Source organism: Cyanobium gracile UHCC 0281, assembly GCF_034931305.1.
GTDB lineage: Bacteria > Cyanobacteriota > Cyanobacteriia > PCC-6307 > Cyanobiaceae > Cyanobium > Cyanobium gracile_A.
Genome location: NZ_JAYGHY010000069.1, coordinates 1 through 13,496, shown reverse-complemented (window position 1 = coordinate 13,496; position 13,496 = coordinate 1). Strand labels below are relative to the sequence as shown.

General features: G+C 71.3%; 15 protein-coding genes and 1 pseudogene. 5 read left to right on the top strand and 11 right to left on the bottom strand.

All coding sequences use genetic code 11. The features are described from left to right. A partial coding sequence (locus tag VB739_RS14705) for an SMC family ATPase (RefSeq protein WP_323357778.1) occupies positions 1-946 on the top strand: 946 nt, incomplete at its 5' end. An 83-nt stretch (positions 947-1,029) separates the two neighbouring features. Beyond that, positions 1,030-1,614, top strand: a complete 585-nt coding sequence (locus VB739_RS14700; protein WP_323357777.1) for an EF-hand domain-containing protein — start codon at positions 1,030-1,032, stop codon at positions 1,612-1,614. A gap of 30 nt (positions 1,615-1,644) precedes the next feature. On the opposite strand, the gene VB739_RS14695 is transcribed toward VB739_RS14700, so the two are convergent. The 9 genes from VB739_RS14695 to VB739_RS14655 form a co-directional block, all read right to left on the bottom strand. Then, positions 1,645-2,304 (bottom strand): Na(+)/H(+) antiporter subunit B, encoded by a 660-nt coding sequence (locus VB739_RS14695; RefSeq protein ID WP_323357776.1) that lies wholly within the window; start codon positions 2,302-2,304, stop codon positions 1,645-1,647. Next, the gene (locus VB739_RS14690; protein ID WP_323357775.1) at positions 2,301-2,822 is read right to left on the bottom strand and encodes a hydrogenase subunit MbhD domain-containing protein; all 522 of its coding nucleotides are present in this window, start codon (positions 2,820-2,822) and stop codon (positions 2,301-2,303) included. Before VB739_RS14690 ends, VB739_RS14695 begins: the two co-directional genes overlap by 4 nt. Then, positions 2,819-3,118 carry a monovalent cation/H(+) antiporter subunit G gene (locus tag VB739_RS14685; protein ID WP_323357774.1) on the bottom strand — a complete coding sequence of 100 codons (300 nt, stop codon included), beginning with the start codon at positions 3,116-3,118 and terminating at the stop codon, positions 2,819-2,821. Before VB739_RS14685 ends, VB739_RS14690 begins: the two co-directional genes overlap by 4 nt. Next, positions 3,115-3,363 (bottom strand): hypothetical protein, encoded by a 249-nt coding sequence (locus VB739_RS14680; protein ID WP_323357773.1) that lies wholly within the window; start codon positions 3,361-3,363, stop codon positions 3,115-3,117. The genes VB739_RS14685 and VB739_RS14680 overlap by 4 nt, the downstream gene beginning before the upstream one ends. After that, the gene (locus tag VB739_RS14675; RefSeq protein WP_323357772.1) at positions 3,360-3,779 is read right to left on the bottom strand and encodes a Na+/H+ antiporter subunit E; all 420 of its coding nucleotides are present in this window, start codon (positions 3,777-3,779) and stop codon (positions 3,360-3,362) included. Before VB739_RS14675 ends, VB739_RS14680 begins: the two co-directional genes overlap by 4 nt. Continuing rightward, positions 3,776-5,254 carry a proton-conducting transporter membrane subunit gene (locus VB739_RS14670; protein WP_323357771.1) on the bottom strand — a complete coding sequence of 493 codons (1,479 nt, stop codon included), beginning with the start codon at positions 5,252-5,254 and terminating at the stop codon, positions 3,776-3,778. The genes VB739_RS14675 and VB739_RS14670 overlap by 4 nt, the downstream gene beginning before the upstream one ends. After that, complete coding sequence (locus VB739_RS14665; protein ID WP_323357779.1) at positions 5,254-5,640, bottom strand: cation:proton antiporter subunit C; 387 nt, start codon at positions 5,638-5,640, stop codon at positions 5,254-5,256. Before VB739_RS14665 ends, VB739_RS14670 begins: the two co-directional genes overlap by 1 nt. A 90-nt stretch (positions 5,641-5,730) precedes the next feature. Continuing rightward, the gene (locus VB739_RS14660) at positions 5,731-6,324 is read right to left on the bottom strand and encodes a hypothetical protein (protein WP_323357770.1); all 594 of its coding nucleotides are present in this window, start codon (positions 6,322-6,324) and stop codon (positions 5,731-5,733) included. Positions 6,325-6,459: 135 nt separating this feature from the next. Beyond that, positions 6,460-8,439 (bottom strand): cation:proton antiporter, encoded by a 1,980-nt coding sequence (locus tag VB739_RS14655; protein ID WP_323357769.1) that lies wholly within the window; start codon positions 8,437-8,439, stop codon positions 6,460-6,462. 205 nt (positions 8,440-8,644) lie between these two features. On the opposite strand from VB739_RS14655, the gene VB739_RS14650 reads away from it, so the two are divergent. Next, entirely contained in the window at positions 8,645-10,351 is a 1,707-nt protein-coding gene (locus tag VB739_RS14650) for a mechanosensitive ion channel family protein (protein WP_323357768.1), read from the top strand. Positions 10,352-10,389: 38 nt separating this feature from the next. Beyond that, the gene (locus VB739_RS14645) at positions 10,390-11,250 is read left to right on the top strand and encodes a dienelactone hydrolase family protein (RefSeq protein WP_323357767.1); all 861 of its coding nucleotides are present in this window, start codon (positions 10,390-10,392) and stop codon (positions 11,248-11,250) included. 18 nt (positions 11,251-11,268) lie between these two features. Here the strand turns inward: VB739_RS14645 and glmM are convergent, their stop codons facing one another. Beyond that, the gene (glmM, locus tag VB739_RS14640; protein WP_323357766.1) at positions 11,269-12,669 is read right to left on the bottom strand and encodes a phosphoglucosamine mutase; all 1,401 of its coding nucleotides are present in this window, start codon (positions 12,667-12,669) and stop codon (positions 11,269-11,271) included. A gap of 48 nt (positions 12,670-12,717) precedes the next feature. Further along, positions 12,718-12,942: a hypothetical protein gene (locus VB739_RS14635; protein WP_323357765.1), complete on the bottom strand. Its 225-nt coding sequence runs from the start codon at positions 12,940-12,942 to the stop codon at positions 12,718-12,720. A gap of 53 nt (positions 12,943-12,995) precedes the next feature. Between VB739_RS14635 and VB739_RS14630 the strand changes: the two are divergent. Then, positions 12,996-13,496 (top strand): annotated as a pseudogene (locus VB739_RS14630) (hypothetical protein); the annotation flags it as partial.

Genomic DNA, 13,496 nt, shown 5'->3' with positions numbered 1-13,496 from the left:
CGCCACCAGCGAGCTGGAGCAGGCGGCCCGGCGGCTGGGCCAGGAACTGGCGGCCTCGCCCTTCGCCACGGCGACGGACGCCGCGGCGGCCCTGCAGGAGGAGAGCTGGCGCCTGAAACTGGTCGAGCGGATCGCGGCCTACGAGGCGGCGGTGATCCAGCAGCGCAACCTCCTGGCCGCCCCCGATCTGGCCGATCTGCCGGAGCCCCGGCCCGACACCGCCGCCGCCGGCGCGGCCGTGGACCGCCTGGATGGGGCCCGCACCCGGGCGGTGGAACGCCACAGCGAAGCCCGGGGCGCCCAGAAGGAGATCATCCGGCTGGCCACCGAACACCGCGAGGGCGCCGCTGGGCTGGCGGACAAGCAGCAGAGGGCCGAGCGGCTCAGCGCCGTGGCCAACCGCTGCCAGGGCAAGGCGGCTCCCTACATCTCCCTGCAGCGCTGGGTGCTCTCGGCCTACCTCGACGACATCTGCGGCTACGCCAACCAGCGGCTCACCCTGATGACCTCCGGCCGCTACCAGCTGCGGCTCACCGACGAGGGGGGCCACGGCGGCCGCAACGCCGGCCTGGGCCTGCGGGTGCTGGATGCCTACACCGGCGAGGAGCGGGAGGTGAGCAGCCTCTCGGGCGGCGAAACCTTCCAGGCCTCCCTGGCCCTGGCCCTGGGGGTGGCCGACACGGTGCAGGCCCATGCCGGCGGCGTGCCGCTGGAGGCCCTGTTCATCGACGAAGGCTTCGGCAGCCTCGATCCCGACAACCTGCAGCTGGCCATGGACGAACTCGACCGGCTGCGGGAGGGGGGCCGGATGATCGGCCTGATCAGCCACGTCGGCGCCCTGCGGGAACGCATCCGCGGCGGCATCGAGGTGATCGCCGGCGATCGCGGCTCCCGCCTGCGGGTGGGCGGAACGGCCTCACCCAACCCTTGGACTGTTCCCCGCTGAAGGCCAACATTCTGATTCCAGGTCTGTGAGCGCAGTTCCCTGGAGCCGTGTGGCGGGGCGAGCGCCCTCCTCACATGGGGTCGATGGATATCAAGTTCGGCCTCTCTTCCCACTCATGTCGCTATATTGAGAAGGTGGCGTACCTGCCGCGCAATGATTTCCCAGAAGCCGAACCAATGCATCACCTCCCCACGACAAAGTTGTTGTCCGTAGCCATCACGGCTTGTCTTGGCATGGCCTCTGTCAGCGCCGCAGATGCTGCTCCCAAGGGCACCGATCAGCCGGGAATCAATGCTGCTACCCAGGAGTATCTGAAGCTGGACGTCAATGCGGATGGCAGGATCACGGAAGTTGAAGTCCTGCAGGACCGTACCGAGACGTTCAAAAAGCTCGACACCGATGGGGATGGGGCGATCACACTGGAAGAAGTGCGCGCCATGTTCGCTGAAACCATCCCTGCAACTGCCTCTGAGAAGTTGAAGGAACGAGGCATTGACGACCTCTCCATTCTGTTCATCGACAGCATGGATCAGAACGATGATGGTCGGCTTGAAATCGTTGAGTTTCAACGACCAGCCCGGCAACGGTTTCGCCAGATCGATGCCAATTCCGACGGCTTCGTCACACCCGGGGAAATCACCGTGTTCTTCTCCAGGATCCGTCTCTGAGATCTGCCGCGCAGACGAGGCAGGAGACCCCTAAAGCAACCCCCGGTGGCGCACGAACAGCTGCACCATCGCCCAGGAGCCCAGGGTCACCTTGAGGGCCACCAACAGGTTCAGCAGGGGGATCCAGCCCCCCGAGGCCAGGGTACCGAAGGCGCCGGCGGGGAAGGGGACCCCACCCAGGGCGAAGGCGGAGAGGAGCACGAAGGCGATCACCGCGGCCTTCTCCCAGAGGTCGGCCCGGTAGCGGCGGTAGAGCCGATCGGAGAGCCGGGCCGAGCCGCTGATCAGCACCAGGCCGATGGCGGTGCCGCCGGCCACGCCCGCCGCAAAGCCGCCCCCCGGAGACAGGTGGCCCCGCAGGGCCAGCTCCACCCCGATCAGGGCGGCCATGGTGGCCCCGAGCTGGCAGAGCACCACCGACGGGGGATCGCCGATGGCGCGGATGCTCATCTTGGTGGGCTCCCCGGCCAGCAGGAAACGCACGCCGATGGAGGCCAGGGTGAACACCACCACCTCGGCGATGGTGTCGTACAGACGGGTGTGCAGGATCACCCCCGACACCAGATTGGGCACATCGGTCATGGTGGCGAGGGACGCGATCACCGGGCCAATGGGGGGGGCCGGAGGCAGGGCCGCGCCCAGCGGTGCCAGGCAGAGGGCGGCGGCGGCCAGCAGGTAGAGCCAGGTCATGGGAGCTCCCGCAGCAGCAGTACTCCGCCGTCCTGCTGCCAGCGGCGGAAGCCCTCCAGAACCTGCAGCCGCTCCACCAGCCTGGGGTTGGCCAGCTCCAGCCGCGGCCCCGGCCCGAGGCGGCCATGGCAGGGGCCGGCCGCACCAACCTCTGGATCCGGTGGCAGCAGCCGCAGCCGCAGCGACAGCGGCTCCAGCCAATCGCGCAGCCGCTCCAGGCAGGCCTCGCTGGGGGGCTCCGCCTCTGGGAACGTCAGCCGCAGCGTCATCGACGAGCGCAGCGCCACCGCATAGAGGGTGGTGGACAGCAGGGTGCCCACCAACGCCTCGGTGATGGCCACGTCAGGGGCGCCCAGCAGGGCGTAGAGCAGGGTGGACACCGACCCCAGGATCCCCCGCAGCACCAGGGTCTGATAGGGGTTCGACTGGCTCACCAGCAGCACGGCGGTGAGGGGCAGCAGGGCGGTGATCGGCAGCAGCAGGTCCAGCTCCCCCGCCAGGGACACGGTGCCGCTCATGGTTCCGGCTCCCGGCGGGAGGCCTGCCAGCAGTTGGCCAGCACGTAGCCGAAGATCGTGTTCCACAGGATCAGGGCCACCAGGGCCAGCACCAGCAGGGGCCACTGGCCCGGGATCCGCAGCAGCAGGCCCAGCAACATCAGCGCCGAGCCGAGGGTGTCGGCCACCGACAGGGCGTGCAGCTTGCTGAGGTAGGTGCGGCTCTCCAGCAGGGGCCAGGTCCCCCAGAACCAGAACACCAGTCCCGCCCCCAGCAGCAGCAGGCTGGCGTGATCGGCCAGGGAGGCGAGGGTCATCGCTCCACCCCCCGCAGCAGGTTGGCCAGCAGCAGCAGGCCAGCATTGCCGGCGCACAGAACGATCACACCGGCCAGTCCCAGCATCTGGTCGCCCCGCACCGCCGAGACCACCAGGATGATCAGGGCCACCTTGGTGGCGACGCTGGCGAACGCCGCCAGGCGGTGCCAGACGTCGGAGGGGCGGCAGGCCACGGCGATCGGGATCAGCAGGGCCAGCACCATTCCCCAGAGGAGCAGCGTCATGGGGTCTGGCCTCCATGGCGGTGGCCAGGCTTCAGCGCATGGATGCGGTAGCGGCGCCCGCCGTCCTCCAGGCCGAGCACGATCGTGAACGGGGTGAGGGTGATGCGGAACACGTCCAGGAACACCAGCAGGGGGATGGTCCCGTCGGTGGTGGCTTCGCTGATCTCGGCCTCCACCGGCTCACGGCCGACCATCAGGCGCAGCGCTTCCAGGTAGGCCTGGGGAACGGCCAGCAGGCTGCGGCCCAGGGCCCGCAGCAGTTCGCGCAGGGGCAGGGGCCTCGAGCGGGCACGGGGCAACAGCAGGGCGACCACCAACCCGATCAGCAGGTTGAGGTGGCTCAGGTCGGCGGTGAGCAGGCACCACACCGCCAGCCGGAAGGCGATGGTCAGCAGCAGGGGAAGCAGGCGCCTCATCGGATCCACACCAGCAGGCCGGCCCCCACCACACCGATGCCGCCGACAAGATCGGGGAAACCCTCCAGGTCGGGCAGGCGCAACCAGGCGATCCGCCGCAGGGGCTGCAGCAAGCGATGCAGCCCCACCCCGACCGCCAGCACCACCGCAGCCTTGGCGGCCGCCGGCACCAGGGCCGGACTCCAGTCGCGGAACGCCTCACCAGCGCCCAGCAGCACCAGGGCCGCCAGCAACAGCACCACCCCGGGTGACCAGGCCGGTTCGGGTTCCGCTGTGGCTCCAGGCGGCAGGGCCGACTGCCGCAGGGGCGCTCCCCAGAGGCGCGCATAAACGGCGGCGGTGCCCACGGCGAGCAGGCTGAGCAGCCAGGCCGTGGGCACCGGCAGGGCCTTCTCGAGGCCGGACTTGGCGAAGAAACCCAGCAGCGGCGGCACGCCCACGATCGACAGGGAGCTGATCCACAGGGTCCCCCACACCCCGGCGGGCAGGGGGCGGCCCGCCCAGTCGGCCAGGTCGCGGCCGGGGAAGCGGCGGGCCACCAGGAACAGGGCGGCCTTGGCCAGCCCATGGCCAAGGGCGTACAGGCCTCCGGCGGCCGGCGCCAGCACCACCAGGCCCATCTGGGAGAGGGTGCTCCAGGCCAACAGGCGTTTGGCATCCGCCTCAAAGAGGGCGAACAGCAGGCCCAGGCCGGCGCTGGCCACCCCGACCAGCGGCAGCACCGCGGCCAGGGCGGGCGAGACGGCCGCGAGTCGCAGCAGGGGAACGACCCCGGCGGCGACGACCACACCGGAGAGCAGGGCGGAGACCTCCGCCGGCGCCTCGGCGTGGGTGCGGGGCAACCACAGGCCCGAAAGGAACAGACCCGCCTTGGTGAGCAGACCCACCAGCAACAGGGCCAGGGCGGCAGCGCCGGCGGTTGCGGCGGCCTCCAGCCGGAAGCTGCCCTGCTCCAGATAGACCACGGCGGCACCGATCAGATAGAGCGTCATCACCGTGTTGCCGATCAGCAGGTAACGCAGCGCCAGCCAGAGGGAGCGGTCCGACCGGGTGATCAGGATCAGCAGGAAGGCGCTGATGCCCACCACCTCCAGCGTCACGTAGAGGCTGATCAGATCCACCGCCACGAAGGCGGAGGCCAGGCCGCCGTGCAGCACCATCAGCAGCAGCAGGAAAGGACCGGGCATCGGGCGGCGCCAGCCATCCAGGACCACGGCGCCGCACACCAGCGCATCGAGGAGCAGGAACGGGGCCGCCAGGGCGTCGGGCTGCAGCACCACCCCGTAGGGCCCCAGCAGGTGCAGGCTGGCCGGCAGTGCGCCGGCGTCGATCGCGGCGGCCACGGCCCCGGTGGCCAGGCAGCAGGCCAGGGCCAGCCAGCGGGCCAGGGGGGGCAGCAGAGCCGCCAGGAAGGCCGCCATGAAGGGCAGCAGCAGCCAGCCGATCAGAAGGGTCTGGCCGGACACGGGCGGCATCAGCGCCGACCTCCAGCGTCGAAGCCGCCCCTCTCGAAGCTGCCCAGATCGAGGCTGGGATCAACCCGCGACAGGCGGGTGATCACCACCAGCAGCAGCGCCTGGATGGAGAGGCCGATCACGATCGCCGTGAGGATCACCGCCTGGGGGATGGGATCGGCCATCACCACGGCTGTCATGCCTGCCCCCACCGCGGGGCGGGCCGCCAGGATCGGGCTTTGCAGGCCAGAGCGCGCCGCCACGAGAACGAACAGGGCCACCACGGCCGAGCCCATCACGTCCATGGCCAGCACTTTCAGAAACAGGTTGCGGCGCAGCAGCAGCCCGACAAACCCCACCAGCACCGCCACCAGAATCAGGAGCTCGAGCAGCCGGAAGGCATCCATGGGGGACAGCAACCCGGAGGACGGCCGGGTCACGGAGCGGGATGGTAGCCGTTGCTTCCAGACGCCGCCGGCCCTGGTTCACCGCCGGCTTCAGACCGACGGGTGGAACTGATCCGCCAGCAGGCGGCGCTGGTACTCCACCGAGAGGGCCTCCAGGTGGGAGCGGGCCTGCTCCTGCAGTCCTGGATCCAGCTGGTCGAGCACCAGACCCCTGGGCACCCCCATCCGCATCACCAGCGCCAGGGCATCGAAGATCCTCACCTGGTCGCCCTGCCAGCCCTGGTACTCGGCGGCGAGGGCCATCAGGGACTCCCCCGAGGCCTGGCCTTCGATCACCCGGGGCCGCAGCTCCTGCACCTGGGCCAGCCGGGCGGAGCTGATCAGGGCATGGGCGGCGCCCAGGGCGGCCAGGGAATCGGCGGCTTCCCGTTTGAGCACGGTCATGTCCCGGCTGAGCACGGCGGCCTCCACCGAGAGGGGCTCCCGCACCCCGGGGCAGAGGGCGGCGACCCGATCGACCGGTGGAACCGGTGGAGCGGGCGGGCGGACCGGCGCCGGGGCCAGGGGCGGGCTGCTGACGGCCACCGGAGGCGGTGGTGCCGGCGGCTCCCGCCACAGCGCCGCGGCCATTGCCCGCAGGCGCCGGGCCAGCCATTGCCTGACGGTTTCGAGCTGACGTGCCATGGATCGTCCCTGACTGAGACATTCAATCTGCGGCCCTCCGCCCAGGGAGGGAATGACGGCAATCTCTCCCCAGGGCGTCGGGAAGCCGGCCGCCCCCACGGCTGCGCCACCGCCGCGGGGCCGATGCCGGGGCCGTCAGCTCAGCGAGCGGGGATCCCAGCCTTCCGGCCCGATCACGAACAGGATGTCCCCCGTCTCCAGCCCGGTGGCCCCGCGGGGATCGGCGATCGTCGCGCCATCCGCCCGGGTCACCGCCAGCACGGTGACGCCATGCACCAGCCGCAGTCCGCTGGCCGCGATCGTGGTGCCCACCAGGGGGGAATCGGACTTCAGGCGCAGGGTGTGGGTGGCCAGATGGGGCAACGCCACTTTCAGGTCCGCCACCGAGGTGGCGGAGGCCGCCAGGGTGCGGGCCATCTGGCGCCAGTGGCCGCGCACGTCGCCGATCAGCCGCTGGATGTCCTCGCGGGGCACCAGCATCCGCGCCATCACTCGCGAGAACACCTCGATCGACACCTCCAGTTCGTCGGCGATCACCTCATCGGCCCCCAGGGCCATCAGGGGTTCCACTTCCCGCAGGTAGCGGCTGCGCACCAGGATGTAGGCCTCCGGCGCGACGCGGCGGGCGATCTCCACGATGCGGCGGGCGGCCCCGGGATCGTCGATGACGACCACGATGGCGCGGGCCCCTTCGGCATGCACCAGCTCCAGGATCGGGGCATGGGTGGCATCGCCGTAACGGATCGGCTCGCCCGCCTCGCTGGCCCGCCGCACGATGGCGCCATTGAGTTCCACCACCGCGTAGGGCACGCCGCAGCGACGGGCGCAGCGGGCCACGTTCCGCCCGGTGACACCGAAACCGATGATCAGCACGTGGCCGCTGCGGGGCAGCTCCCCCTCCAGCTCCTGCGCGGCGGAGGGGTCCACCGTCTGGGACTGGAGGTGGATCAGCCAGGTGCCGCACAGCCTTTCGGAGAGGGGAGCCGACGCCGCCACCAGCAGGGGAGTGGCCATCATGCTGAGCACCGCCACGTCCAGCACCGACTGGAAAACGTCCGGCGTCAGCAGGCCCACCGCCACCGCCGCCTGGGTGGCCACCAGGGAGAATTCCCCCACCTGGCCCAGGGGCAGGCCGGCCAGCACCGCGCTGCGCAGGGGCAACCCGGTGACCAGGGCGGCCGCCGCGGCGATCAGGGGTTTGACGAGCAGGACGGCCAGGGTGAGCAGGGCGATCCGGACCGGATGGGCCAGCAGGAACGGGATGTCGAGCAGCATCCCCACCGAGATGAAGAACAGGCTCATCAGCACGTCGCGGAACGGCAGCATCACCGCCACGGCCTGATGGGAATACCTCGATTCGGAAAGGATGAAGCCGGCCAGAAAGGCACCCAGCGCCAGGGACAGGCCCAACGACTGGGTGATCAGGGCGATGCCCACGCAGAGCATGAAGACGCCGAGCAGAAAGGCCTCCGAACTGCGGGTGCGGATGATGTGCTCCAGCACCCAGGGCACGATCCAGCGGTAGGCCAGCAGAGCCAGGGCCGCCACCACCACCACCTTGAGCACCAGCCCCGAGAGCGCCGGCAGCAAGGAGGCCTGGCCGAGCCCGGCCAGCAGGGGGGCGGTGAGCATCACCGGCACCACCGCGATGTCCTGGTAGATGAGGGTGGAGAGGATGGCGCGGCCATGGGGCGTTTCGATCTCGGCCCGCTCCTGCAGCATGCGCAGCACCACGGCCGTGCTGGAAAGGGCCACCACGCAGCCGATATACCCGGCCTGGGGAAGATTCATCCCCATCGGCAACAAGGCCAGGGCGCTCACTGCAGCGGTTCCGAAAAACTGGAGCGAGCCGCCGATGATGAATTCCCGACGCAGGCGACTCACATCGGCCACGGAGATCTCCAGCCCCACGACGAACAACAACAGCACCACACCGACTTCCGCCAGCAGCTCGATGTCGTGGGGACTTCGCACCAGGGCGAGGGCATCGGGCCCGGCCAATACCCCAGCCAGCAGCAAGCCGATCGATGTGGGGATCCGCAGCCGATGGCACAGGATCGCCGCCATCACGGAGAGCCCGAAAATGACAACGAGATCGAGCAGAAGAACCTGCACGTTGCCAATGATCACCGTGAAGGTTGATCCTATGCCGGCCGAGCTCTGCTAGAGAAAGTTGAGCAAAAAAGCGCCGATTCACCCCATCTCCTGGATAGGGAGATGGGGCACCAGCCACCAGGAGGGCTGGCGGTGGCACCCCGGGCGGACAGCCCATCCAGCTGGCAGCATCCGGAGCGACAGCCCCACGCCCCCGGAGACGCCGATGGCCCCACGACAGCCACGCCGGCTGCGAACGGCCCTGGCCCTGCTTCTGGCCCTGACGCTCGCCCTCGGCATGGCGGCGTTCCCGGGGGCTCCCACGGCCGCAGCGACAGCCGCTGCTGAGCCCCCCGCCCCGGGCGGCACCGGCCCCGCCCATGCCGACCCGGCCAATGCCGGCAGCTTTCGCCTCGGCACGGTGCGGATCCTGGGGGTGCCGGCGATCACGGTGGCCTCACCAGCCGTGGACGCCGGCGGCGACAGCGGGCCGGAGGCCAGCGAGCGGGCCCGGGTGATCGAGGGCAACCTGAACCAGCTGTACGAGCCCCGCAACCCCTGCACCGCGGGGGAACGGGTCGGTGAGGCGCTGCTGGATCGCCTCAGCCTCAAGGGGACGAAGGCCGCCTGTGACCCCAACCATCTGGGCCTGCAGGGGGCACCGCAGGCCCTGCGGGTGATCCTCCTGCCCCAGCCCGGTGGAGGCCAGCAGCTGGCGGCCATGGTGCCGGGCCGCTCCAGCCCCTTTCCCCTGCTCACGGTCACCGAGCAGGACGCCCAGTTCAACGGTCTGCCCCTGGATGCCCTGGCCGAACAGTGGCGCGACCTGCTGGAACGCCGACTGCGCAGCGCCCGCCGCGTGTTCGGGCAGGAGCAGATCAACGGGCGCCTGCGGATCGCCCTGGTGTCCCTGGCAGGCCTGGCCCTGCTGATGGCCCTGGTGGTGGCGTTGTGGCACGTCAGCCAGCGCTCGCTGCCCCGCCTGCAACGGCGGCGCGCCGAGCGGTCGGGGCGCTTCGATCCCCTGCTGCTCCAGCTCACCCAGGCCTTCAGTCGGCTGCTGGCGGCGCTGGTGATCCTGCTGGGGGTGGCGATGGGCGCGGTGCTGCTGCTGGCCTGGCCTGGCCAGATCCCGGCCGCCATCGATGTGTTGCTGCAGCCGCTGGTGGTGCTGATGAAGGCGCTGGTGCTGCTGGTCGTGGCCACGGTGCTGCGGGGCCTGGTGGGGCTGCTGCTGGCCCAGTGGGCCAGCCATCTCGCCGTGAGAGCCGAGCACCGTGCCCGCCGCCGGCAGCGCTACCTGAGCCTGCTGCGGGTGCTGCGCCGGCTGGTGAACCTGGCCTGCCTGCTGCTGTTCGCGCTCTGGACGGTGCTCGGGATCCCTGTGTTGCGGGACCTCTCCAGCAATGCCGTCCTGGCCAGTGGCGCCGTGCTCGGCGCCCTGGCGCTGGTGTTCCAGGGGTTGCTGCGGGATTTCGTCGCCGGGCTGGTGCTGCTGCTCGACGACCGCTACGCCATCGGCGATGTGGTCGAGATCGGTGGCCGCTCGGGTGAAGTGGTGGATGTGGGAGTGCTGAGCACGGAACTGCGCTGCGCCGATCAGCGGGTGGTGGTGGTGCCCAACAGCCACTGCGAGCAGGTGGTGAACCACACCAAGCTGCGTTCGGGGGCGGAGCTGACGCTGCTGCTGCCGCGCAGCATCACCGATCTGGCCGGCGCCCTGGGCCTGATCGGCGAGGAACTGACCGCCTTCGGCAGCGATCCGCACTGGGCCCCGCTGCTGCTGGAGCCACCGCGCCTGCTGGGCATTGAAGCCATGACGGCGGACGACCTCCAGGTGAAGGCCCTGCTGATCACCGAGGCGGGCCAGCAGGGCGAAGCCCGTCGGGAACTGCTGGGGCGGCTGGTGCAGCGGCTGCAGGGCTGGCCCTGAAGGATCCCGTTTCTAGGCTGAGGGGCCCGCATAAGCCCATGGCCCCGTTCTCCTCTCTTCCCAGCATGGAGCTCCGCCTCGGCCGCCGCGAGTTGCTGCTGGGAACGGCGGCCGCCGGCTTCGCCCTGGCGGTGCGGCCGGTGGCGGCGTCCACCGTCACCACGCCCGATCGGGGGCTGATGGCCGGCTGGGTGTCGGTGCCGGCGGCGGATGGCCCTGTGAAGGCCTACCGGGCCCGCCCCGCCAAGGGCTCCGGCTTCCCGGTGGTGCTCGTGGTGCAGGAAATCTTCGGCGTGCATGCCTACATCCAGGATGTCTGCCGCCGCCTGGCCCAGCTGGGCTACCTGGCCATCGCGCCGAGCCTGTTCGATCGCCAGGGTGATGTGACCGTGCTGCCCGACATCGCCGCGATCCTGCCGCTGGTGGCGACGGTGCCGGATGCCCAGGTGATGGCTGACCTCGATGCCACCGCCGCCTGGGTGGCCGCCAGTGGCGAAGGCGACGTGGCACGGCTCGGCATCACCGGCTTCTGCTGGGGCGGACGGATCACCTGGCTCTACGCCGCCCACAACCCGAAGCTGAAGGCCGGGGTGGCCTGGTACGGCCGCCTGGTGGGCACGGCCAGCGAGCGGCAACCCCTGTTTCCGATCGACCTGATTGCCAAGCTCAAGGCTCCGGTGCTGGGGCTCTACGCCGGCAACGACGACGGCATTCCGACCGAGTCGGTGCAGCGAATGCAGGCGGCCCTGAAGGCGGCCGGCAGCCCGAGCCGGATCGAGGTGTTCCCCGGTGCCCCCCACGGCTTCCACGCCGACTACCGGCCCACCTACCGGGCCGCCGCGGCGGCCGCCGGCTGGACGCAGATGCAGGCCTGGTTCCGCACCAACGGCGTGGTCTGAGGACCGGCAGGCCGGGGTTCAGGCCTGATTGAGGTGCCGCTCCGCCTCGGCCGCCAGGCGGTCGGTCCAGAGGTCGACCTGGCTCTGCTCGGCCGCCTCCACCATCACCCGCAGCAGGGGTTCGGTGCCGCTGGCCCGCACCAGCACCCGGCCGTGGCCCGCCATCGCCGCCTCCGCCTCGGCCACCGCCAGCCGCAGGGGTTCGCACTGCTGCCACTGCTGGCGCCGCTGCCGGTCGGGCACGATCACGTTCACCAGCCGCTGGGGGTAGGGCTGGAAGCTGCCATCCATCCATTCGTCCAGCTTCAGGCCGGCGCCATGGATCAGGGTGGCCACCTGCAGGGCGGTGAGCAGGCCGTCGCCGCTCATGCCGTGGCGGGCCGAGAGGATATGGCCCGACTGCTCACCCCCCAGGCCGGCCCCCAGAGCCTCCATGGCGGCATGGACGTGCTGATCGCCCACGTCGGTGCGCTCCAGCACCCCGCCGCTGGCCTGCCAGGCCCGCTCGAAGCCCAGGTTCGACATCACCGTGGCCACCAGGCGGTCGTCCGGGAGCTGCCCCTCGCGGCGCATGGCGGAGCCCCACAGGTACAGGGTGTGGTCGCCGTCCACCACCCGGCCGCGGCCATCCACCGCCAGCATCCGGTCGGCGTCGCCGTCGAAGGCAAAGCCCATGTCGGCGCCGCTCTCCAGCACCGCCCGCTTCAGGGGCTCCAGGTGGGTGCTGCCGCAGCCCTGGTTGATGCGCTCGCCATCCGGCTCGCCGTGCAGCACCAGCACGTCCGCCCCCAGGGAGCGGAACAGCTCCTCGCCGCAGGCGGTGGCCGATCCCCAGCAGAGGTCGAGCACCACACGAGCGCCATCGAGGCGCTGGCCGCCGGTGCTGGCCCGCAAGGAATCGACGTAGGCCGCCAGCAGGTCGGGGCGCAGCACCAGGCGGCCGTTGCCCGCCAGCGGCGGCGGCACGGTGCGGCCCTGGAGCCCCGCCTCGATCGCCTGCTGGCGGGCAGCCACGAGCTTGGCACCGGTGGCGCCGAACACCTTGATGCCGTTGTCGTGGGGTGGGTTGTGGCTGGCCGACACCATCAGCCCGCCGGCGGCGCCCTGGCGCCGGATCGTGCCCGGCACCGCCGGCGTGGGGCACAGCCCCAGCTGCCACACTTCACGCCCGGCGGCCATCAGGCCCGCGCTAAGGGCTGCCACCAGCATCGGCCCGCTGCGGCGGGAGTCGGTGCCGATCACCACCGGCCCGTCGGCCTGCAGCACCACGCCGGTCCAGTAGCCCACCTGCAGGGCCATGGCCGGGGTGACGCTGGTGCCGACGCGGCCGCGGATGCCGTCGGTGCCGAAGCGGGCCAAACCCTCCTCCAGGGGCGCCCCAAGGGGGGAAACCACCGGATGCGAAGCCGCTTCGGCCATGCCGTTGCCTTTACTGGAGAGCAGGCTACGTGCCGTCCCCGGCCGGCCTCAGCGCCAGCGGTGCGGCCACCAGCGCCAGCGCAGCAGCTCCAGGGTGGCCCAGAGCAGCAGCAGGCCCACACACCAGCCCGGCAGCAGCCGCAGGGGCCACAGCGGCCGCAGCAGAAGGGTGAGCAGCGCCACCACGCTCACCACCACGGCGCGGCGGCGCTGGGCCGCACCGGGCAGGCGGTCGAACAGCGGCGGCAGGGCGGGGAGGGAGGGCAATCGCACCGGGTGCGGCGCAGGCGGATGCCCAGAATGCCCCGGACGCCGTCCCCCGGCCATTGGCCCGACTCCCGCTGCTGCTGTCCCTGTCGTGCCTGGGCACTGCCCTTGCCCTGGTGGGGGGTCGGGCGTTGCTGGCGCGCCAGCCGGCGCTGACGCCGGCCACCGCCACCGAGCGACTGGAGTGGCTGCAGCACTGGGATGCCGATCCCTGGCGGCGCCGAGAGGCGAGCCTGCTGCTGGCGGCCCGCAGCAAGGATCCCCAGGCGCAGCGCCAGTGGCTGAGGGGCCAGGGCTGGGGTCCCGATCCCCTGGCCGCCCTGGTGCTGAAGCAGGACGCCCTGGCCGCCGCGGCCCTCGGACGCCCGGAAACCTCCCTGGCCCTGTGGCGCCAGCTGCAGCGGCGCTTCCCCGGCGATCCGGCCAGCGCCGATGCCCTTTACGCCCTCGGCGGCGATGATCCCGCCATGCGCCGGCAGTTGCTGCAGCGCTTCCCGGCCCACCCCGCCGCCCTGGCCGCCGCCCTGGCCGCGGGTCCGGAAGCGGCCGAACGCCGTCGC